The sequence below is a fragment of the Tepidisphaeraceae bacterium genome, from assembly GCA_035998445.1.
Lineage (GTDB): Bacteria > Planctomycetota > Phycisphaerae > Tepidisphaerales > Tepidisphaeraceae > DASYHQ01.
Genome location: DASYHQ010000018.1, coordinates 551,365 through 573,812 on the forward strand (window position 1 = coordinate 551,365; position 22,448 = coordinate 573,812).

The 22,448-nt window shown below is 63.2% G+C and carries 16 protein-coding genes; 9 read left to right on the plus strand and 7 right to left on the minus strand.

What is annotated here, in order from left to right; genetic code table 11:
- Nucleotides 1-116 precede the first annotated feature (116 nt).
- The 3 genes from VGN72_08975 to infC all read right to left on the minus strand — a co-directional run bounded on the left by VGN72_08975 (nucleotide 117) and on the right by infC (nucleotide 3,602).
- Nucleotides 117-1,298: an AraC family transcriptional regulator gene (locus VGN72_08975; protein ID HEV7299481.1), complete on the minus strand. Its 1,182-nt coding sequence runs from the start codon at nucleotides 1,296-1,298 to the stop codon at nucleotides 117-119.
- A 651-nt stretch (nucleotides 1,299-1,949) separates the two neighbouring features.
- Entirely contained in the window at nucleotides 1,950-2,477 is a 528-nt protein-coding gene (locus VGN72_08980; protein ID HEV7299482.1) for a transcriptional repressor, read from the minus strand.
- A gap of 315 nt (nucleotides 2,478-2,792) precedes the next feature.
- Nucleotides 2,793-3,602 (minus strand): translation initiation factor IF-3, encoded by an 810-nt coding sequence (gene infC, locus VGN72_08985; GenBank protein HEV7299483.1) that lies wholly within the window; start codon nucleotides 3,600-3,602, stop codon nucleotides 2,793-2,795.
- 280 nt (nucleotides 3,603-3,882) lie between these two features.
- On the opposite strand from infC, the gene VGN72_08990 reads away from it, so the two are divergent.
- On the plus strand, nucleotides 3,883-4,452 hold the full coding sequence (locus tag VGN72_08990) for a vitamin K epoxide reductase family protein (GenBank protein ID HEV7299484.1): 570 nt from the start codon (nucleotides 3,883-3,885) through the stop codon (nucleotides 4,450-4,452).
- 79 nt (nucleotides 4,453-4,531) lie between these two features.
- Here the strand turns inward: VGN72_08990 and VGN72_08995 are convergent, their stop codons facing one another.
- Nucleotides 4,532-5,527, minus strand: coding sequence for an aldo/keto reductase (locus VGN72_08995; GenBank protein ID HEV7299485.1), 996 nt, complete (start codon nucleotides 5,525-5,527; stop codon nucleotides 4,532-4,534).
- 311 nt (nucleotides 5,528-5,838) lie between these two features.
- Nucleotides 5,839-7,224, minus strand: a complete 1,386-nt coding sequence (gene nhaA, locus VGN72_09000; GenBank protein ID HEV7299486.1) for a Na+/H+ antiporter NhaA — start codon at nucleotides 7,222-7,224, stop codon at nucleotides 5,839-5,841.
- A gap of 270 nt (nucleotides 7,225-7,494) precedes the next feature.
- On the opposite strand from nhaA, the gene dxr reads away from it, so the two are divergent.
- The gene (dxr, locus tag VGN72_09005; GenBank protein ID HEV7299487.1) at nucleotides 7,495-8,655 is read left to right on the plus strand and encodes a 1-deoxy-D-xylulose-5-phosphate reductoisomerase; all 1,161 of its coding nucleotides are present in this window, start codon (nucleotides 7,495-7,497) and stop codon (nucleotides 8,653-8,655) included.
- A gap of 42 nt (nucleotides 8,656-8,697) precedes the next feature.
- Nucleotides 8,698-10,830 (plus strand): RIP metalloprotease RseP, encoded by a 2,133-nt coding sequence (gene rseP, locus VGN72_09010; GenBank protein ID HEV7299488.1) that lies wholly within the window; start codon nucleotides 8,698-8,700, stop codon nucleotides 10,828-10,830.
- A gap of 431 nt (nucleotides 10,831-11,261) precedes the next feature.
- On the opposite strand, the gene VGN72_09015 is transcribed toward rseP, so the two are convergent.
- Nucleotides 11,262-12,524, minus strand: coding sequence for a glycine cleavage T C-terminal barrel domain-containing protein (locus VGN72_09015; protein HEV7299489.1), 1,263 nt, complete (start codon nucleotides 12,522-12,524; stop codon nucleotides 11,262-11,264).
- 207 nt (nucleotides 12,525-12,731) lie between these two features.
- On the opposite strand from VGN72_09015, the gene VGN72_09020 reads away from it, so the two are divergent.
- Entirely contained in the window at nucleotides 12,732-13,562 is an 831-nt protein-coding gene (locus VGN72_09020) for a UvrB/UvrC motif-containing protein (GenBank protein HEV7299490.1), read from the plus strand.
- 212 nt (nucleotides 13,563-13,774) lie between these two features.
- On the opposite strand, the gene ispG is transcribed toward VGN72_09020, so the two are convergent.
- Nucleotides 13,775-15,019 carry a flavodoxin-dependent (E)-4-hydroxy-3-methylbut-2-enyl-diphosphate synthase gene (gene ispG, locus VGN72_09025; GenBank protein HEV7299491.1) on the minus strand — a complete coding sequence of 415 codons (1,245 nt, stop codon included), beginning with the start codon at nucleotides 15,017-15,019 and terminating at the stop codon, nucleotides 13,775-13,777.
- A gap of 285 nt (nucleotides 15,020-15,304) precedes the next feature.
- Here ispG and trxA point away from each other — a divergent pair, with 285 nt between their 5' ends.
- The 5 genes from trxA (at nucleotide 15,305) to VGN72_09050 (ending at nucleotide 22,295) form a co-directional block, all read left to right on the plus strand.
- Complete coding sequence (trxA, locus tag VGN72_09030; protein ID HEV7299492.1) at nucleotides 15,305-15,748, plus strand: thioredoxin; 444 nt, start codon at nucleotides 15,305-15,307, stop codon at nucleotides 15,746-15,748.
- Between the two features lie 229 nt (nucleotides 15,749-15,977).
- Entirely contained in the window at nucleotides 15,978-16,988 is a 1,011-nt protein-coding gene (gene ispE / locus VGN72_09035) for a 4-(cytidine 5'-diphospho)-2-C-methyl-D-erythritol kinase (protein ID HEV7299493.1), read from the plus strand.
- A gap of 342 nt (nucleotides 16,989-17,330) precedes the next feature.
- Nucleotides 17,331-17,909 (plus strand): SpoVG family protein, encoded by a 579-nt coding sequence (locus VGN72_09040; protein HEV7299494.1) that lies wholly within the window; start codon nucleotides 17,331-17,333, stop codon nucleotides 17,907-17,909.
- Nucleotides 17,910-18,146: 237 nt separating this feature from the next.
- Nucleotides 18,147-19,913, plus strand: coding sequence for a biosynthetic-type acetolactate synthase large subunit (gene ilvB, locus VGN72_09045; GenBank protein ID HEV7299495.1), 1,767 nt, complete (start codon nucleotides 18,147-18,149; stop codon nucleotides 19,911-19,913).
- A gap of 570 nt (nucleotides 19,914-20,483) precedes the next feature.
- Nucleotides 20,484-22,295, plus strand: a complete 1,812-nt coding sequence (locus VGN72_09050) for an autotransporter-associated beta strand repeat-containing protein (protein HEV7299496.1) — start codon at nucleotides 20,484-20,486, stop codon at nucleotides 22,293-22,295.
- The last annotated feature ends 153 nt before the right edge of the window (nucleotides 22,296-22,448 follow it).

The window sequence follows — 22,448 nt, forward strand, 5'->3', positions numbered from 1 at the left end:
GTTTCGTCGGCATCGGTTGAATGACGTCGATGCGCCGCGAAACAGAAATGCCCCGGGAGTTAGTCCCAGGGCATTCCAGGTCAATGAATTTAACCGTCGCGCGACGCGATCAAGTCCTACCGCCCACGGCGACGGTCCAGCGCCATGCGGCGCCAGCGGGTGGGCGTCTGGCCCGTGGCCTGCTTGAACCGGCTGGTGAAGTGGCTCTGATGCGCAAATCCACCGTCGGCGGCGATCGTCGCGAGGTCCTTCGACCCGGCCAGCAGTTCCTTCTTCGCGTCGGCGATCTGGCAGTCGAGCATGTAGTGCTTCGGCGTCAGGCCCAGCAAGTCGCTGAACCGGCGATGGAAGTGGAACGGGCTCAGGTGCACCGTCTTGGCGGTATCGACCAAGGTCGGGCTCTTGCGGAACTCGTTGTACATGAAGCGCAGCGCCGGGATGAGCCGAGACAACTCGGGATCGGCCACCACGTCGGCGGTGCGAAGCGAGGCCAGTTCGGTCGGTTCCGGTTGGGCAAAGAAGCCCACGAACCGCCCGCCACCCAACGCGGGATAGTTGTTATACGTAACAGCGCGATACGTCAGGGAATCACCGTCGGCGTCGGTCACCAGGATGCGATCGCCAACGATGTCGTCAGTCGTCGCCTGCGCCAACCGGTTGATGGCCAAGTGGGCCATGCGCGCCCGCGACTCCTGGTCAAACTGGGAAGGCTGGCTGAACTCCAGTGGGACCCCGTCGGCGTTAAATAGCGCAAGACGCAGGCCGTTTTCCGGAATCTCGGTCAGCTCAACCGTCGCCATCCGCTCGACGCGGGTACCGGCGGCCAACTCGTCGAGGCGGCCCGCAAACTCAGCAAGGCACTCGAGTTCCTCTTCGGTGAATGGTCCCTCTTCTGAACGGTAAATGTGCAGCGCCCCGGGATACCCCACCAGCAACGGCGCCTGCAGCGGCAGGATCGCGACGTGGCGGAAGGCGAGTGGCGTCATGAACGCCGTGCTGAAGTCGTCGGACTCGGCCGAGCGAACGACCGTCTCACGCGTGCGCATCGCCTGCCAAGTGTAAACGTCCACCCGCTGCCCCGCGCGGTCGTACGTCCGCTGGACGGCCTCGTTAAGGCGTTGGGGCTGAATGATTTGCAGCGTGCCGCGCAACAGCGTTGCCACGACGAACGCCTCGGTGAACGAGACGCTTCGACGCAAGTGGTCGAACAGTTGACGGTACGAAACCTGATCGGGCTTGGTCGACTCAAGGTACTGAATAGCTTGCACGGGGCGACAGCGTGTGATTAGCGAAGTCATGATTATTGAATTACGAACCTATTCGGGCCTGAAAATGCTTTTATGCCTAACTACTTTGTAGGCACTAAGAAACTTGCATCAAGTGACGGAGACAAATTAGACAACATTACAATAAAGCCCCCGTCTTCACATCTTGATGCACTGCACTAAATGATAGGCATGATGCAACGTACAAAGTCGCCATATATCTGAAAAAGTTAACCTATAGCTGAGCTCGCCTTCAACGCGCTCGGGCATTACGCGAACGCCTAAGATAGATTCAAATAAAACTACGGCAATACCAAGCCTGTAGCTTTGCTGCATCATTTTTCGAGCTTGGCAGCCACGCAGTGTTGCACGAACGCCACATGCTGAATAATCGGTTTTCTAGGGATGTTGGGAACAGGGCGAATCCACCCATGCTCGGCACATTTGGCGGTACACTTTACCGGCCAAAGCCACGGCACGTAAATTGTTACTGCCGAGCGGAGGGTTTTATGCTCAACTCAACTCTTAGCCCGCTGTTCTGGGACAAGAAGCTCCGCATCGCTGTGCTCACGCTCGCGACCTTCGCCGCTTTGTGCTAAGTCGCCACCCGCAGGCGCCTGTTACGCCACCCACTGGTAATGGCAAGCTGGGTCGGGACGGGCCGCGCCTTACCCCCTGCCGGCTTTAGTCTTTGACAGCCCCTTTTCCCTTCTGCTCGGCCTTGCCTTCCGGACTTAACCCGAAGATATGGAACTGGTGCGACAGCGGGTCAAACCCATGTTGGGCGCAGATCTCGTCGCGCAGCGCCTTGAGCCGATCGCTGCTGAACTCGATCACTCGCCCCGTGGCGACGCAGATCAGGTAGTCGTGCGTCTGCCGACCGACGATCACCTCGTAGTAGCTCTGCTTGTTGTCGAAGAAAACCTGCTTCAGGATGCCGGCGTCCTGCAGGTGGCTGAGCGTACGGTACACGGTCGCCCGGCTCACATCGTGGCCGAGGCCCTTTAGATCGTCGGCCAACTGATCGGCCTCGAATAGGCCGGTCCGCCGTAGGACGGTGTCGAGCATGGCGGCGCGCTCGGGGGTAAACTTGAGCTTCTGCCCGTGCAGGTATCGCCGAAAGAGCGCGCAGACCGGTTCGTACGGCAGCGCTTCCTGTCGGGGCGTCCGCATCTTCGGAAGATTGGGCAGAATGTGGGGTGCGTTGGCCATGACGACAAAGTGTAGGCGTGCGTCGACATTGCAGCAAACCGCGCGGGATGCGGACGCGCCTGCACGACCGGGAAAGCGATTCGGTCGTCTCGTGGCGGGGGCGTCTCGCCATGCATGCGGGCTGAAATGAAAGATGCGTTTGGTTGGCTGCAGCGCCGAACAGGCGACAAGTCACAAGATCAATCTTCTGGCCTCACAGCATGCGTAAGCGAGCCGCTCTCGCCAAAATCGAAGTTTCAACGCACGTCATCCCAACAAAAAAGCCGTCCCTGATTTCAGGGACGGCTTTCGGTTCTGTCGATCTCGATTGCTCGCTTACCGATTCGCCGGCTCGGGCTCCGGCCGCGGGGTCGCGGGGGCGATGGTCGGGCCGGTGGTGCCGCGCGGGGCGACCGGCAGGTTGGCGACGGGGTTAACCGACTGGCCCGGCCGGGGCGCAACGGGCAGGTTGGCAACAGGGTTGGCCGATTGCCCGGGCCGTGGGGCAACCGGGGCATTCACCTGACCCGGGCGCGGCGGCAGGTTCAACCCGCTGCCCGTGCCACTGAACCCACCACGCGCCGCCTGCGGGGCCGTGCCGGTGTTCACCACCGGGGGCTTGGCGCCGGGGGCCTTGTGGTCCGGCTGCAGCACAAGCGTCATCCGGCGCCCTTCCATCTTGGCGTCGCGCTCGATCTTGCTCACCGGCCAGAGTTCCGTCTTGATCTTCGTGAAGATGTCGCGGCCCAGGTCGATGTGCGCCATCTCGCGCCCGCGGAACTGCAGTGTGAACTGCACCTTGTTCCCTTCCTTCAGGAACTCGCGGGCGTGGTTGATCTTGATCATCAAATCGTGGTCGCCGATCTTCACCGTCTTGAACTTCAGCTCCTTCAGCTGACCGGCCTTCGAGCTGGCGCGCGACTTGTCTTCCTTCTTCTGCTGCTGGTAGCGCCACTTCCCGTAATCCATGATGCGGCAGACGGGTGGACGCGCGGTCGGGGCGACCTCGACAAGGTCCAGACCCGCCTCGTTCGCCATTCGCAACGCGTCGGCGGTCGAGACGATGCCAACCTGTTCTTCTTTGTCGTTGATCAGGCGAATCGGCGAAATGCGGATCTGGTGGTTGTGTCGGAATTGGGTAGAAATGGCGAAGCTCTCCTAAGGGCAGTCAGTTTGGCCTAAAAGCGGCCCGCATGACCGAACATCGGCACACGCGACTCATTCTAGGCACAAATGCACCTAGCGGACGGCCCCGTGGGACGCCCGTGTCAAATTAAATATGCTCCCGGGTTCGGAAAAGTTCAAGGTTAATTTCCGGTTCCTGCCGATTTGCACAAACTTTCTGCGTAAAGCGACCAGCTTCCGACCATTTTCGACGCCCTGCCGGAACGACCTTTGCACCTCGTGCGAGCCAAAGGAGTTTCCCATGCATCCTGCCCAACTCAGCTATGAATTGCGGAACGAGACGAGCCCCGACTTGACGCGTCGCCGATGGATCATCGGGCTGTCGTTGCTGGGGGTCGCGGCCGGAAAGATCGTCGGCGCCTACCAGACCGGCATCCTCAGGCGGTTGCCCGACCTGCCCTTCTGGCCGTTCGATTCCAATCGCGTGAACGCCTCCGACTACGCCTACAGCCGCGGCCAGATGCCCGACGGGTTGCCGATGATCGTGAACCTCGGCATCACCGCCTGCCTCGCCGGTGCCGGTGGGAAGTACCGCGCCGAAGATAACCCTGCGTTGCCCATCGCCACCACCGCCAAGGCAATTGCTGACCTCGCGGTCACTGCAAAGCTCGGGCAGGAGGAATGGCGTGAGAACAAGGCCCTGTGCGCCTACTGCCAAGCCGCTACTGTGGCGTCGGCCGCGGTGCTGGTGTTGTCGTTGCCGGAGACGATTCGGGCGCTGAAGTCGATCACCGGTCCGAAACCAGCGCAACCGGCGCGGCGTACGGTTCGCGCCATCGTCGGCCGCACCCGAGCTATGATGAACGCTTAACACCCCAAGATTGGCGGCACGCTCTTCCCGTGGCTGGGCGTCTCGCCCATGCCACGGGAAGAGCCGATTTGGTCGGACCTCACCATTTCTGATGCACCTGCCCGCGCACGTGGCGATCATAGATCTGCTCGATCGCCTTCATTTGTAGATCCGACAGAGCGGGTAGATCGCTCGCCGATACGTTGTCGTCGACCTGGTCCGCCCGCTTGGCGCCGGGGATCGCGCAGCTGACCGCCTCGTGCATCAGGATCCACCGCAGCGCGAACGCTGCCATCGAAACGCCGGGCGGCAGGAGCGACTTCAACTCCTCCACCGCGGCAAGGGCCGCGTCGAAGTCCTCCAGGCCGCTGAACGTTTCGCCGACGTCGAACGCCTTCCCATGGCGGTTGAAGTTGCGGTGATCGTCGCGGGCGAACTGCGTATCGCGCGTGATCTTGCCGGTCAGTAAGCCGCTGGCCAACGGCACGCGTGCCAGAATGCCCACGTTCCGCCGTTGCGCTTCCCCGAAGAACAGTTCCACCGGCCGAAGGCGGAAGGCGTTGAAGATGATCTGCACGCTGGCGACGATGTCGTAGTTGATCGCCTTCAGCGCTTCCTCCACCTTCTCCACGCTAACGCCCCAGTGCCGCACCTTCCCCTTGCGCGTGATGTCGGCCAGCCCATCAAACAGGGCAGGATCGTAATAGACGGCCGTCGGTGGGCAGTGCAGTTGCACGAGGTCGAGACAGTCCGTCTGCAGGTTCTGCAAGCTGCGGTCGACGAACGCCTCGATGTTCGCCGGCGTGTACCCCGCTGGCACGTGCGGGTTCAGCCGCCGACCGGCCTTGGTGGCGACCTTGAACTGGCCGGGGCGTTCCTTGGCCAGCTTGGCGATCAACCGTTCGCTATGACCGTCGCCATAGACGTCGGCGGTGTCGATGAAGTTCACGCCAAGGTCGAGCGCGCGGCGCATCGCGTTCAGCGACTCGTCGTCGTTAACGCTGCCCCACGAGCCGCCCACGGCCCAGGCGCCGAAGGAGATCGTCGAAACGGAATAACCGGTCCTGCCAAGCGTGCGATACTGCATGCGCGGCATGGTACAGCGATGCCGGCGGGTTGTCGTTGGCGCACTTGTTCAAGTCACGCAAGCACATCGTCATCCTGAGAGGGTTTAGGAACACGTTCGCGTTCGCCTTTCGCGTGGCATGGGCGTCTCGCCCATGCCTGTGGACTGGAACGGGAAGTTCCATTTGCGGGCGACTGCGCTGACCAGGCCGCAGACGCTAATCGTGTCCTCCGCCCTCACGACACGCATGGGCGAGACGCCCATGCCACGGTCGGCGCTGACACCGCCGTGTTCGCAAAGATGACGGCTTATAAGCAGTCGAGCGCTCACCTCCAAGAATCCTAAACCCCCGCGCGCGGGCGACCTGTAAGTTGGTCCATGTCGACCACGCCTTGGCCGCGCTTGCCGGAGGTGGCCAGCAACAGGCCGCCCACCACCGCCGCCAGCACCGACGCCGCTAAGATTCCCACCTTTGCGGCCGTCAGTCGCTCTGCGGACGCGGGGAAGGCCAGGTTCGCCACCAGCAGTGACATCGTGAAGCCGATGCCGCACAGCACCGCGACCCCGGTCAGGTGCCGGACCGTACCACCGGTCGGCATCGACGCGATGCCCATCTTGATTGCGATCCACGACGCCACCAGCACGCCCAGCGGCTTACCCACGAACAGGCCGACCAGAATGCCCCACATCACCGGACTGCCGAACGCCGCCGTCCCACCACTACGCAAATCGACGCCGGCATTGGCCAGGGCGAACAACGGCACGATGATGAAGTTCACCGGCCTCAGCAGCGCGTGCTCGACGCGCGCCAGCGGGGTCTGCACGGCCTGCGAGGCCTCCTCCATCGCCAGCAGCGAGTGGCTCTGATCGTCGGTAATGACGTCGGGCGCGGTGTCCACCTCGCGCTCGAAGGTCGCCAGGTGTTGCCGTACGTAGTCGACGTACGGCCGTTCTTCCGTCTGGCGCGTCGCCGGGATCGTGAAGGCCAGCAGCACACCGGCGATCGTCGCGTGGATGCCGCTGTAGAGCGTCGCCGCCCACATGCCCAGGCCCAGCAGAATGTAAGGCAACGGTCGATGCACGCGTAGCAGATTTAGCGCCACCAGTGCCGCGAGGAACCCACCGGCAACCCCCAGCGCGCCGGTGTTGATGTCACCGGTGTAGAAGAACGCGATCACCATCACGGCCCCAAGATCGTCGACGATCGCGACGGCCAGCAGGAAGATCTTCACCGACGTGCTGACCGACTTCCCCACCAGCGCCAGCACGCCGATCGCAAACGCGATGTCGGTCGCCATCGGCACGCCCCACCCGTGCGAACCCTCCCCACCGGCGTTGAACGCCAGGTAAAGCCCCGCCGGCACCACCATGCCCCCGATGGCCGCCACGAGCGGCAGCGTGGCGCTGCGGATGGAGGCCAGTTCGCCGATCACCAGTTCGCGTTTGATTTCCAGCCCCACCAGCAGGAAGAAGATGACCATCAGGCCGTCGTTCACCCAGTGTTCCAGCGATAGCGCGTGCTTGTAATCGCCGAACGTGATCGCGAGCTTCGTGTGCCAGAAGTGCTGGTACCCATCGCCCCACTGCGAGTTGGCCCAGAACAGCGCCACGATCGCCCCGATGATCAGCAAGATGCCACCGGCCGACTCGGCCGAGAGAAACCGGTCGATCGGGCGCAACAACGGGGCCAACTTCGACTTGACGATGGGGCTCTGAGGTGCTTCCATGCGGCGCAATATACTCGGATCGCTCGATACCGTAAGTGGCGGAAGATCGCGCCAAGGACGCCAAGATGCCAACTGCGCCAAGGCGATCCGCTTTCACGCAAAAACCGCTTAGCCCAATTTCCGAACCATGCCCGTCCTTCCTCGCTTGGCGCACTTGGCCACCTGGCGAACTTGGCGCGCGACAGATGCCGCGCCGCAAATCGCAGGCAGAAGCTCGGGCCAACGGTCCATCTCGCGACGGCGCCGGTTGCCCGGTATAGTGGCCCGCCCTTGCGAAAGAACGTCGCCATTCTCGGGTCTACGGGGTCGATCGGTTGCAACGCGTTGCAGGTGGTCGAACACCTTGGCTTGCCATGGCGGGCGAGCGCGATCAGTGGGCATCGGCAGCCGGAAAAACTGCTGGAACACGCGAAACGCCACCGGCCGGACGTCGTCGTTGTTACGGACGATTCGTGTCCCGCCAGTTGCCTGACGCAGTTGCGCCAGCACGCCGACGAAGTGCTGATCGGCGGCGCGGCCCTCGTGGAGGTCGTCCAGCGGCCCGACGTGGATATCGTTTTATCAGCAGTCGTCGGCGCCGCGGGATTGCCGGCGACCCTCGCGGCGGTGCGGGCGGGTAAGACGCTGGCGCTGGCGAATAAGGAATCGCTCGTGGTGGGTGGCAGCGTGGTCATCCCCGCGGCCAAAGCGTCGGGCGCGACCGTGCTGCCGGTCGACTCGGAGCACTCGGCGATCTTCCAGGCGATGCTGGCCGGTCGGGCCGGTGAAGTGAAGCGCGTCATCCTGACCGCCAGTGGTGGGCCGTTCCGCACTGCAACAATCGATGAGTTGAAGCGTGCTACGTATGCCGACGCGCTCAACCATCCCACCTGGCGAATGGGGAACAAGGTCAGCATCGACTCGGCCACGATGTTCAACAAAGGCCTGGAGTTGATCGAGGCCTGTTGGCTGTTCGACTTGCCCGCGGAGAAGATCGAGATCGTCGTTCACCCGGAATCGATCGTGCATTCAATGGTGGAGTTCATCGACGGCTCGACGCTCGCCCAACTGTCTCCCCCCGACATGCGCACCCCCATCCAGTACGCCTTGACCTACCCCGACCGGCGCACCGGACTCGGCCGGCCGATGGATTTGGCGCGCCCGTTCAGCCTGAACTTCGAGCCGCCCGACCCCGTACGGTTTCCAGCCATAGGCCTGGCATACGAGGTGGCACGGCTCGGCGGGACCGCCGGCGCGGTGTTCAACGCTGCCAATGAGGCCGCCGTTACCGCATTTGCCGCCGGTCGGATCACCTTTCCGCAGATTTCCGAACTGGTTGGGCTTACAATTCAGTCGCACCGGGTTCAGCCGAATCCGACAATAGACGATCTGCTCGAGACGGATCGATGGGCCCGGTCCGACGTGGACGCGCGGGTCGCAAAGCTGTCGTAGGCGGATCGACCGTCACGACCTGTACTTACGAAAGTTCGCCTCATGGATGCATTCTTCGCGTGGCTTCAGACGCCGTTGAACTGGCTGTTGCTTGGACTGGGTTTCGGCTTCGTCATCTTCTGGCACGAGCTGGGCCACTTCCTGGCCGCCAAGTACGTCGGCATTAAGGTCGAGCAGTTCGCGGTCGGCTTCGGTCAACCGTTGCTGGCGTGGCGCAAGGGCCTGGGCCTGCGCTTCGGCTTTGCCGGTACCAATCGCGACTACGAGCACGCCCTGAAGACCCACCTCGCCAAGACGCATAGTGACGCCGTGCAGCTGAAGGAACCGAAAGAGTTTTCGGAGATCGAGTTCAGCAAGGCCGCGCAGGAACTGGGCATCAGCGAGACCGAGTACCGCTTGAACTGGATCCCGCTGGGTGGCTACGTGAAGATGCTCGGCCAGGACGACATGAAGCCCGGCCAGCAGGTTGAAGACCCCCGCGCCTACAACCGCAAGAGCGTCGGCGCCCGCATGCTGGTCGTGGTGGCCGGCGTCATCATGAACATCATCCTGGCGGCGATCGGGTTCATGATCGTCTTCCTCGTCGGCTTCAACTCGCCGCCCGCCGTCGTTGGCGCAGTGCAACCCGGTTCACCGGCGCAACAGGCTGGATTAACGCCGGGCGACCGTATCTTGACCTTGGACGGTACGTATCAACACGATTTTACCAAGGTCCAGCTCAACACCGCGCTGGCCGACCCCACCAAGCCTAACCCGCTCACCTACCGTGCCCCCGACGGCACCGAACACACCGCAGAGATCGCACCGGCACGCAGCGAGAAGACCGGCGTCGACTTCCTGCTGCTCGGCATCGAGGCCCCCACCGAACTGCGCGGCCAGAACCCGCGCAGGTTCAACAGGGACAAGGCTGCCCGCGCCGCGTTCGAAGCGTTGCCGGCGCACTACAAGCACGTTCGTCCCGGTGACGTAATCACCGCGATCAACGGTAAGTCCGTCAACGCGACCAACCTCGACGACCTCTCCACTGCGGCCATCGAGGCCAAGGTGCGGGACGTGGCCGCGCTTAACACCGCGCTGCAGCAGTCCGGTGGTAAGCCGGTCGAGCTGACGATCCGCAGCGAAGAGGGCCAGATGCGCACCGAGCAACTGGTGCCCATCCTGCCCGAACCGTTCGTGGGCAACCTGCACATGTACGGCGTGCAGATGCGCCCGAGCATCGTCAGCGTGCCCGAAGATTCGCCCGTGGCCGGTAAGCTGATGGAGCGGGACGTCGTGCTGGCGGTGGGCGTGGGCAACGACCTGCGGCCCAACCCGTCGCAGCAGACCTTCCGCGACATCGTCGCCGACGCAGGCGCCAACGATCAGAAGATCACCGTCCGCGTGCTGCGCGACGGCAAGGAAGTCGAAGTGGCCGGCATCGAGCCGTCGTACCCCATCGGTAACGGCAGGCGTGGCCTGGGCGTAGGCCTGAACTACGCACAGGACGTGCCGATGACCAGCGAGCCCGTCGCCAACAGCACCGGCGCCACGCTACCGGCCGGCACGACGATCCAGACCGTCAACGGCCAACCCGTCGCCAACTGGCGCGACATCCGCGAGGCCCTTCGCAACGTGAAGGCTGGTCAGACCGTCGCGATCACCGGTGAGGTGGACGGCAAGCCCGTCGAGCAGACGCTTACCCCGACGGCCGAGGACGTGAAGCAGGTCGAAAACCTGCGGTACATTCACAACCTCCAACTGCACGAGATGCGCCAACCGCGCGAGACGAGCAACCCGCTCGTGGCGGCCGCCTGGGGCGTGGGTGAGACGCGCGACGCGGTGCTGCAGGTCTACCTGACCGTGAAACGCATGGTGCAGGGCAGCGTGAGCTACAAGAACGTCAGCGGACCGGTCGGCATCTTCGCCGCCGGCTACCGGTTCGCCGACCGCGGCACGGTCTGGCTGATCTGGTTCCTGTCGATCATCAGCGCCAACCTGGCCGTGATGAACTTCCTGCCCATCCCGATCGTGGACGGCGGCCTGTTCACGTTCCTGGTGATCGAGAAGATCAAGGGCAAACCGGTGTCGCCGCGCGTGCAGGCGGTGGCGCAGGTCGTTGGCCTGGCGATCCTGCTCAGCGTCTTCCTCCTGGCGACCTACCAGGACATCACCCGCCTGCCGATCTTCATGCGGTAACCCGCCTGAACGGCAGCGTACGCTCGAAAAAGTTGGGCCGGTGCGCTTCGCGTCATCCGCGATTCGCACCGGCCCTTCTTCTTGCGCAAGACTTGCAGTTCACCTCTTCTGTAGGACAGGCATTCCTGCCTGTCTCTCCCCCCGTCCGCCTCTCCCCCCGTATTTCAATCAAGAAGAGTTAGCCACGAAGGTGCGCGAAGGTGGCGCGAAGAAGAGGTTGAACCACAGAGGACACAGAGAGCACAGAGAGCACAGAGAGCACAGATGCAGACACGGAGAAACGAGGCAGCTGTTCACTTGGCGAGCGTGTCGCGCAGTTCGTTATCCTGAGGTACTCCGAAGGATCTTCCCTCGTATTTTTGCTTCGGATAGAAGAGATCCTCCGAAATATCTCAGCATGACGATCTACTTTATTGGGATTTGGTGCTTGGTCATTTGTTTGGCATTGGGGCTTGGGATTTAGGATCTGTCCCTTCCTCCCCCCGAACAACAAACGGCATCCCCACCACTTCCCCTTCCCGCATCTCCCCCTCCGCCGGCAGTCTCAATTTGGTCCCGAGGGCAAAGTGCGGCTTCTTCACGTACGCCATGCAGATCGCCACGCCACCCAGCAGCGGTGAGACGGTGCTGCTCGTTACCGCGCCCACCGCGTTGTCGGCGGCGTCCAGTACCGGGCTGCCGGCGATGGGGAGCGCATCGGACGGCATGCGAATGCCCACCAGCTGCTTCGCCATCGCGTTGCGCGCGTGCATGCGGGCGACGATCTCCTGACCGACGTAGCACTTCGAGTAGTTCAACGCCCGGGCGGCCTGCCCCGTCTCGGCGGGCAGGATGCCGGCGCCGGGATTGGCTGGCTCGGCGGCGGTCTCGGCATCCGCGGGGTTCAGCTTGGCGCCCGGGCGATCCGGCGCGGCGCTGGGCATGTCGATGTCGAGCAACGGTCGCCCCGCCTCGATGCGGGCCGCGTTGTACGCCGCCCAGCCGATCGGGCGCAGCAGGTGCTTGCCGGTGTCGGTGAAACCGAGGCGTTCGATCAGCGTCGTCCAGAGCGCGGGTGCGTGTTCGATGGGAACCAACAGTTGGTAACCCGGCACGCCACAGGCGTCGTCGCGGAAGATGGTCACTGCAATGCCGAACAGGCTGACCCGCGAAACCGCCAGCGGCGACTCGAGCCTGAAGCGCGAGCCGGTCGCGTGGCGAAGCACCTCTTCGCTCTTCGGGCCGTGCAGCGCGATGCTGTGCAGGTGCCCCACCTGCGAGGTCATCTTCACCTTCTCGACGAACAGGTATTTGTCCCACGTCGACCGCAGCAGTTCGACCTTGCGGATGTCAGTCTCGACCAGCGTGCGCTCGCCGTCGTCCAGGATGTTCATGTCCGCGACGATCCGGCCGCGCAGGTTCAGGAAGAACGCGTACACGCCACTGCCAGCCGGCATCGGCTTTTTGCTGGACGTATCCCACGTCACGTTCGAGACGAGGTTGTTCAGGAACGACAGCCGGTCGACGCCGGTCAGTTCCAGCACGCCGCGCTGGGGCAGGTCCATCAGCCCGCACCCTTCGTGGATCGCCCCATATTCGCGCCCGGGATGACCGAAGGTGGTCACGATTTCCAGCGCGTCGTAGGCCTGCGTTTCGGCGTCGGCCCGTTGGTGCAGTGGCAGCAAGGGGTTGGGAAATAACGTGGGCTCTGCCATGGGATTACCGTTCTAAACGCCTGTGCCGAATGTAACGCCGGCACCGATGGCTGGGTTGTAACTTCTGGTGGCGGCGCGCCTATCATGTATGTGGACCACCCGCCGACGCCGGATTAACTTCTTGGTGCCGACCGACGCTTTGGGGTAATCCTAAGCGTTCGGCGAGACAAAAGCAGGTGTGGTCGCAAACGTGAGACAGAGAAACGAATGAACGAACCAACACCCAAACCGCAACGGCGAACCGAACGCGGTCCGACGAAGGACATCGCCCCCGTCATCAAGGGGTGGGACTACGAGCCGGGCACCATCAACGTGCGCAAAGTGAGCGGCGTCGATGGCGTGCCCAAGCTTCAGCTTCGCCTGGACCTTGGCCTCTTACAGATGGAACTCACCGGCCGCCCCGACGGCGCCCGGCCGCACGGTCACGAATCGCTTCTGGAGTACTACGAGACCAAGCTCGGCGAGTACCGCACCAAGGCCGGTACCGAACTGGGCTTCCACCTCACCGGGTCGCAATGCCAGTCGCTTCGCGAAGAGGCGGCGATGTACTACCACCGTTACCTGAGCCTCTTCGTCCTGGAAGAATACCCCAGTGTGGTGCGCGACACCGACCGCAACCTGCGCGTGCTCGACATGTGCCGCCGGTTCGCCCAGAGCGAGGCGGACCGGGTGGTGATGGAGCAGTACCGCCCGTACATCACGATGATGAACGCGCGGGCTCGTGCGTCGATCCTGTTCAAGGATGAGAAGTACGCCGACGCGCTTGAGGCGATTCGCGCCGGCTTGAAGGCGATCAAGAAGTTCTTCCGCCGGTTCGGGCAGTTGGAGGCGTACAAGCACGCGAACGAGGTGCTGGTGCTGAAGCGTTTCGCCCGCGACATCAAGAAGAAGCTCCCGGTCGACCCGATCGAGTTGCTCCAGCGCAAGCTGGACAAGGCGATCGCCGCCGAGCGCTACGAGGACGCCGCCAAACTGCGCGACGAGCTGACTTCGCTGCAACAGCAACGCCCGGCAGGTGATGAGACCGCGGCGATATAGAATGTCCGGCTAATTAGAACGACGAAATTAAGGCCTGCTCGACGAACGTCGAGCAGGCCTTTCTCGTGGCATGGGCGTCTCGCCCATGCATATTGGTTGGAATGGGAAATTAGATTGGTGGCAGACTGCGTTGACCAAGCAAATAGCCAAAAATTGAATTGATCCGCCTCCTCACATGCATAGTCGAGACGCCCATGCCACGGTCAGAGCATCTACCCCCGCATCACCGGCAGCGCCAGGCGGTCGTTGCGCACCTTGCCCCAGCCGCTGCCAAGTTCACCGATGGGGTCGGGGGGTTTGATGTTGACCTTGGCGTTCTTCAGCGTCGCCTCGCCGCGCTCGACCTTGGCAGCGAACTTGCGCACCTCGTCGAACAGCGCATCGAGGATCTTGTCCTCGCTCACCGTGGCCACCTGTTCGCCTTGCACGTAGATGACGCCCTTGTGCTTGCCCGCGAAGACCGCGACGTCGCTGCCCTCGGCCTCGCCGGGGCCGTTCACCACGCAGCCCATGACGGCGATCTTCACCGGCACGGCGATGTCGGCCATGCGCTTGCGCACCTCGGCCATCATCGCGATCAGGTCGATCTCGATGCGCCCGCACGTCGGGCAGGCGATCAGTTCCGGTTCGGTGCGCAGCCGCAGGCCCAGCACCTGAAGCAGTTCCTTCCCGTCAATCACCTCGTCGATCGGGTCCGACGCATAGCTGATGCGGATCGTGTCGCCGATGCCGTCGGCCAGCAATCCCGACAGCGCCGCGACCGAGCGAATGCGGCCCGTCTCGGGTGGCCCCGCGTGCGTGACGCCAAGGTGCAGCGGGAAGTCGAACCGCCGCGACGTTTCGCGGTAGGCCTGCAGCACGATCTGCGGGTCAACGCTCTTTGCGCTGAGTACAACGTCGTAAAAATCGTTGTCGGCGAAGATGCGCAAATACTCCTCGAGCTTGTCGCACATGATCTTCGTCATCTGCCCGCGATAGTCCTGTTCCAACGCGGCCATCTCCTCGGCCCGGGCGCCCTTGTCCTTGCGCTCGACGATGCCCCCTTCGTTGGCGCCGACGCGGATGGGGATGCCGCGCTCCTTGCACGCGGCGATGACCTTTTCCACCTTCGGGCGATCCTGGATGTTGCCGGGGTTCAAGCGGATCTTGTGCACGCCGGCCGCGATCGACTCCAACGCCCGCTCGAAGTGAAAATGCACGTCGGCGGCGATCGGCACGCGCACCTGGTTCAGCACTTCCTTCAGCGCTTCAGTGTCGCGCTTGTCCGGCACCGCCACGCGCACGAGATCAGCGCCGGCGGCGTGCAGCGCGTTAATTTGCTTCACAGTGGCGTCGATGTCGTAGGTGTAGGTGCTGGTCATCGTCTGCAACGCGACCGGCGCATCGCCCCCGATGCTGACGAACCCATGCGCCCGGTCCCCCATCGTCACCTTGCGCGTCTTACGGCGTTGGATCATGCCGTAATGGTACGCGCGTGGATGGGGGCCGCCAAGGAGGGGGTGGAGGGGGTTACGGGTCAGGGGTTAGCAGATCAGAACGCTGGTGCACCGGCCGAGTCGTCATCCTGAGGTACTCCGAAGGATCTCTTCCTTCCCGGAGCGAATACGGGAGAGATCCTTCGGAGTACCTCAGGGATGACGATTGTCGACTATGACGACTTCTCTAACCTCAAACTCCTGACCCCTGCCCCTAACCGCACTTTCCCTCTTCTCGCGTAACGTTGGCCGTGATTAACTAGCGGCATGATCGTCACCTGTCCCAACTGCGGTCAGAAAAATCGCGTGGATGAGCGGCCGTCGCACCTGCAGCCGGTCTGCGGCAAGTGCAGGACGCCGTTAGACGCGTCGCGCGTGACCGACGATGGCAAGCCAGTCGAGGTGACGGACGCGACGTTTGCCGAACGGGTTCTGAACGTGCGCGGCAAGCCGGTGCTGGTGGACTGCTGGGCGGCGTGGTGCGGACCTTGCCGGATGCTCGCACCCACGATCGACGCGCTGGCCCAGGCCGCGGCCGGCCGGTATGTCATCGCTAAGCTCGACACCGACGCCAACCCGCGCACCGCCAGCGCCTATCGCATCAGCAGCCTGCCGACGATGCTCATCTTCCGCGACGGCAAAGTCGTCGACCAACTGGTCGGCCTGCAACCGCAGCCCGCGATCGCGGCGGCGCTATCCAAGGCGAGTTGACCCGCCTTCTCCATCCGCCCCAAATAATCCGAACATTCTCACTTTTCGTTTGACCCTTCGCGGATCCCGTATTACCTTTGCGGTGTTGGTTCACGTCGATTTCGTTGTCGAAGTCGTACACGTCTTTCGCGGTAACAGAGAAGTCGTAAAACTGAATAGCAGCGTTCGATGGCGAACGGTGGTTGGCGGGCATTGACAGCAAAGCATTCGTGCTGAAAGTCTGTCATGTATGCGTCTGCTTGCCCCGGCGAAGATCAACTTGCACCTGCGCGTCGGCCCGGTACGGGCGGACGGGTTTCACCCGTTGCTGACGTGGATGTGCACGATCGGGCTCTTTGACACTTTGGACTTTCGGCGTGCGGGTGGTCGTGGAACCACCCTGACGATCGAGCCCACGGACAGGGTGCGGACCGACCTCGGTGCGCCGCCGTCGCCTTACGGCGCAGCGGCCACTGCGGGGGGTGTTTCAGATGCAAGGGATGGCAAAGTCGGGGAGACGTTTGCCGTTCCCGCAGATGGAACCAATCTGGTCGCCCGTGCCGCGTCCGTGTGGGTGGACGAGCAGTCGCGGACGGGGGAAGCCTCCGTGGCCGGCTCTGGGCTGTCGATCGTACTGGGGAAGGAGATTCCCGTCGGTGCTGGTTTGGGAGGCGGTAGCAGCGACGCTGCCCGCACGCTGTTCGCACTCGATCAGCTCGACGGCGCGCGCCTCTCGGCAACGCGCTTGAGCGAGCTGGGCGCGTCGCTCGGTAGCGACGTGCCGTTCTTCTTCCACGGCCCCAGCAGCATCTGCACGGGTCGTGGTGAAGCGGTCGTGCCCGCACCGGCGCCAGCGCCGAAGTGGGTGCTGCTGTTTCTTCCCGCGATGTCGCTCTCGACCGCACACGTCTACCAGCGGTTCGACGCGATGAAGCTGGGCACGCCATTGGATGGCGAACCGTTGCCCGACTGGGCCAACTGGGCCACGTTGCCCGCTGGCGCGTTACTGCAACGGCTGGTGAACGACCTGGAAGCGCCGGCGTTCGATGTCAGTCCGCAACTGGGCGCGTTGCGGGCCGATCTCGAGCAATCGCTCGGCCAGATCGTCCGCATGAGCGGTAGCGGCAGCAGTTTGTTTACGCTGTTCGACAACCGCGCTCAGGCAGACGACGCCAGCTCGAAGGCCCGCGCCAGTTGGACTGGCCGAGTTGAGGTCGTCGAGCTGTGTCCGGAAGTAGATCGGCCAGCCGCTGATTCGTAGGTCGGCGTCTGCTCCGGCCGTGGCATGGGCGTCTCGCCCATGCATGTGGACTGGAATAAAGAATTGGATTTGTTGGGTATCGCGCTGACCAAGGCTGCCTAAACAAATCTGTTCTTCCGGCCTTATGACGAGCATGGGCGAGACGCCCATGCCACGAGGTACAACGCAGATCGTTCAGTTAGACGTTTACCTGATCCTGTTCATTGTTTGTTGTTGGTTCGTTACACGTCTCTGTTGTTCATTATTCGATCGTTCGTTTCGACCTGACCACAGGGTCACGAACATCGTTATTTGTTGTCTCACATCTGTCCGGAGTTCATCTCAACGCATGGGGTACGCATCATGGAACTGACTGAAATTCGCATCAATCTGTCCGGTGGCACCGGCGGTCGTCTCAAAGCATTTTGCTCGCTTACGTTCGACGACACCTTCGTCGTGCGCGACGTGAAGCTGATCGACGGGCACGACGGCATCTTCCTCGCCATGCCTTCGCGCAAGCTCAGCGACCACTGCGGTCGCTGCAACGAGAAGAACCACCTGCGCGCCCGATTCTGCAACGGCTGTGGCCGGCGGCTCGACGAGCGCCGCGGCAACGCCAACGGCAACCATTTCGGTAGCGCCCGCCAGAAGCTGCACACCGACATCGCCCACCCGATCAACGCGCACGCCCGCCTGGCGATCGAGCAGCAGGTGGTGGCCGAGTATCACCGTGAGCTGGACCGCGCCCGCCAGCCGGGTTACATCGCGCCCGACCTTGACGGCGAGTACGACGACGACTACATTCATGAACCGATGCGCCGTCACCCCAACAACGACGGGGTGCATAGCGTGCTCCGGCGCCTGCAGGATCAACCGGCCGTTGCCTTTCGGCAACCCGAACCTGCGGTCGCGGCGCACCCGGCTGCGTCCAACGCGATATGACCACCGCCACCGCACTTAGCGAACGCAACCTCGCCCTCACCCTTCCGGTGGTCGTACGATAGCCGGCAAAGGGCCTACGTGCCCTTTGCCGGCCCCCCATTCACCCGGTTCAGTTCCGTTCGGAACCCACCGGGCTGCCCTTATATCCGTTACGACACCCGATTTACGATAATTCAATTGAACGCCGGCCGTCCGCCCGTTACGCTAGGCCGCCCGTTTTTCCACAGGAAATCCAACATGACGCTCATCGATTCGACGCCCCCGTCCATCCAATCGCAGCCCGCCAAGCCCCAAACGGATAAACCCCGGTACAAGGGCAAGACCGGCGCCCGCATCCTTCATGAGATGCTGGTCGGACCGCACAAGGTCGAGGTGATGTTCGGCTATCCCGGTGGTGCGATTCTGCCGGTGTTCGACGAGCTCTACAAGACCCCCGCCAAGTTCATCCTGAACCGCCACGAGCAGGCCAGTGGTCACTGTGCCGACGGGTACGCGCGCGTCACCGGTAAGCCCGGCGTCTGCATCGTCACCAGTGGCCCCGGCGCCACCAACACCGTTACCCCGCTGGCGACGGCGCAGATGGACAGCGTGCCGATGGTCATCTTCAGTGGTCAGGTGCCCACGAAGGTGATCGGCAACGACGCCTTCCAAGAAGCGGACGTCACGGGCATCACGCGCCCCTGCACGAAGTGGAACTACCTCATCAAGGACATCCGCGAGCTGCCGCGCGTGGTGAACGAGGCCTTCGCCGTCGCCACGAGCGGCCGGCCGGGCCCGGTGCTGATCGATTTGCCGAAGGACATCTCGGCCGGCATCATGCCCGAGGAAGTCGACGACACCCCGCGCGAGCACATCCTCAACCGCCGCAAGCAGGCCCCCACGCACGCCGGTCACGCCCGTCAGGCCGAAGAGGCCGCCGAGGCGATCAACCGCGCCGAGAAACCCGTGCTGTACGTCGGCGGTGGCGCGATCATCAGCAACGCCGGGCCGCTGGTGCGCAAGATCTCGGAAAAGGGCAACATCCCCTGCACCACCACGTTGCTGGGCATGGGCGCTTACGACGAGCTGGACCCCAAGGCGCTGCACATGCTCGGCATGCACGGCAGCGCGTACGCGAACTACGCCGTCCAGGAGTGCGACGTGCTGATCGCCGTCGGCGCCCGCTTCGACGACCGCGTCACCGGCAACCTCGCCAGCTTCGCGCCGCACGCGAAGATCATCCACATCGACATCGACCCCAGCAGCATGGGCAAGACCGTCGACGTCGACATTGCCGTCAGCGGCGACGCGAAGATCAGCTTGGAACTGATGCTGCCGCACATAGAGCATCGCGACCGGCATGCCTGGTTCAGCACGATCAACGCGTGGAAGAAGCGCTACCCCTTCCACTACCTGGACGACACGAAGAACAGCAAGCCGCAGTACGTGATCGAGGAGATCAACCGCCAGACCAAGAGCGAGGCGATCATCACCACCGGCGTGGGCCAGCACCAGATGTGGGCCGCCCAGTTCTACCGCTGGCGCCACCCGCGCCAGATGGTCACCAGCGGTGGCCTGGGCACCATGGGCTACGGCCTGCCCGCGGCCATGGGCGCTCAACTGGGCGCGCCGGGCAAGACCGTCATCGACATCGACGGTGACGGCAGCTACCTCATGACCTGCTACGAGCTGGCGACGATCGCCGAGTACAACATCCCCGTGAAGATCGTCATCCTGAACAACGACTTCCAGGGCATGATCAAGCAGTGGCAGGACTTGTTCTACGAGAAGCGCTACAGCAACAGCATCATGCGCAACCCCAACTTCGCCGCGATGGCCGAGGCCTTCCACGTGAAGGGCATCCGCTGCGACGACAAGCGGGACGTGCCAAAGGTGGTCGACCAGATGCTGTCGCACCCCGGCCCGTGCGTGGTCGACTTCTTCGTCGAACCCAACGAGCACGTGTATCCCATGGTCCCCAGCGGCAAGGGCCTGCACGAGATGGAACTGGGTTCGCTGGCGTAAGCCGCAGCCGCATGTCGCATGTCGAACCCCCACGGCGTCGATGAACAATCGACGTCGTGGGATCGCGACCAGTCCCGCGAAGGCGTCGAAGAAGTAGCTAAGGCGGGTTGTTAGCGTGACATGGCATCCTGCCCAAGGTGTGTCGGTACGCCGACACGTCGGACGGTACTCCGTCCAAATCATGGATCGCGCCAGCAAAAAACCTTCCTGACCAGTCGCAAGAGTAGATCGCTTGCGCGCTTTACCTCGAACCGGGTACGTCCCAACACCGCGGCTCCACGGGCAAGATGTCCGTGCCACGGCCAGTGATGTTTCTTTGCGTTCGTCACCCCACCCGCCCCAATCCTCGGCTCCGAGGGCGTTCGCGTGTCGCAATCCAATAGATGATTATCGCAAATCCGCAGTCATGCGCGTGTATAGTCAATGCACGCAACTGATCGCCGTCTGACCAGCGAATGCACCTCCGAACGCTGGGATCGCGATCACGACACGTTGTCGGTTGCGGGGCTGTCAGTCACTTCGTTCAGGTTTGCCGGATCACGACTTGTGATCCAGGCGTGGGAGAAACGCATGAGCATGTCGTTGAAATCACCGGCCAAGCACCGGTCGGGCACTGGGGCCAATGTGGTGTCTTCCAAGGCTACGTCGCAGACGCGCATCGCGCTGGCGACCATCGCGGCGCTAAGCATCGCGGCCGCGGTGCCGTCGTCCGCATCGGCGGCGGATGGCACGTGGAACGTCGATGCGAACGGGGTCTGGAGCCTCGACACCAACTGGCTCGACAGCATCGTCGCCGACGGCGCCGACAGCACCGCTAACTTTGTCTACAACATCACCGGCGGTCGCACCGTCTCGCTCGACTCCAGCCGCACGATCGGCAACCTGAAGTTTCAGGACATCACGAGCGTCAACAACGATTGGACCCTGACCAGTGGCCCGATCGCTGGCAACGTGTTGACGTTGGACACCACGGCAGGCGTGCCGCAGATCAACGTCGTGAACCGAACGGCCAACGTCAACCTCGTGCTGGCAGGCAACGACGGTGTGGAGAAGCTCGGAACCGGCACCCTGCTGCTCCGGGCAGCCAATACCTATACCGGCGGCACCACCATCTCGGCCGGTACGCTTATCGTCGCCAACAATTTGGCGCTGAGTACCAGTGATATAACACTGGGCAATGCCAAGCTCGAGGGCAATAACAGCTTTGGCACGACGTACGCCCTCAGCAACGCCATCAACGTAACCTCTGCCAACAGCAGGCTCGGAAGCGGCGATAACGGCACGCTTCGGCTCGACGGGCCCATATCAATCCCGACCGACATGAAGTTGGCAGCCGACGGGCGGAATGGTCCGGTGGTCATCAACGGGCAGATCAGCGGCGCCGGTGAGTTCCTCGTCAACGCGGGCAGGGCAACGCTCAACAGCGTCAACACCGTTTCGAAGGTCAGCCAAGCGGCCGGCACGCTGTTCATCGGTAACGATGGCGCGCTCGGCAGTGGCGTTTTCACGTTGGCTCAGCGCGACGCGTCCGCTACGATCGCCAGCAGCAATAGCACCGGCAGGACCATTGCGAACGGGTTCGTCCTTAACGGCAAAGCCCCATTCAACACTAACAACTACAACACCACCTTCGGTGAAGCCGCCGGTGGTACGGGTGCGCTGACGTTTACGGGCAACGGCAGCATCTCTTCGATGCGGATGGTGGTGCACACTACCGCCGAGTTCACTGGATCGGTCTCCGGCACCGCTGCCGTCAACATGGCCGTTGGCAACGGCACGCTGATCCTCAGCGGCGACAACACCTTCGGCGGCTCGATCACGGTCAATGCCGCCAAGCTCCTGGTGAATAACACCACCGGGTCGGGCACGGGCACCGCGACGATCAACGTCGGCGGTGGCACCCTGGGTGGCGACGGCGCGATCGCCGGCGCGGTCAACGTGACCGGCGGCACGCTGTCGCCCGGCAACAGCCCCGGTCAGCTCACCGTCGGACCGTTGTCGCTCGGCTCCGGCGCCACCACGCTGATGGAGATCGGTGGCGCGACGCTCGGCGAGGATTACGATAACCTGACCTCGACCGGCAACGTCACCTACGGTGGAACGCTCAACATCGTCTCGATCGACGGCTTCGACCTGACGCAGACTGGCATCTACGACCTGTTCAGCTTCATCACGTCCACCGGTGGCTTCAACGCGGTGACCCTCGACGCGATGGCGCTCACGAACATCGGCGGCATCTGGACCGGCGCGTCCGAGTCGACGATCTTCACCTTCACCGAGTCCACCGGCGACCTCGTCGTCGCCGCAGCCGTACCCGAACCGGCCTCCATCGCCGTCCTCGGCCTCGCCGGCCTCGCCGCCCTTCGCCGGCGTCGGCGTTAGGCGACCCAACGTCGGTGGCACCGGCGGACCAGTCCTAACTCTGTCACCATCACCAGCCTCCGCGGCATTCGCCGCGGAGGCTTTCTTTGATGGGTCGTGAAGCGGATGGCGGCCCGGTATGCTTTCGTAGCAGCGCGAGCGGTTGCCGCCTCG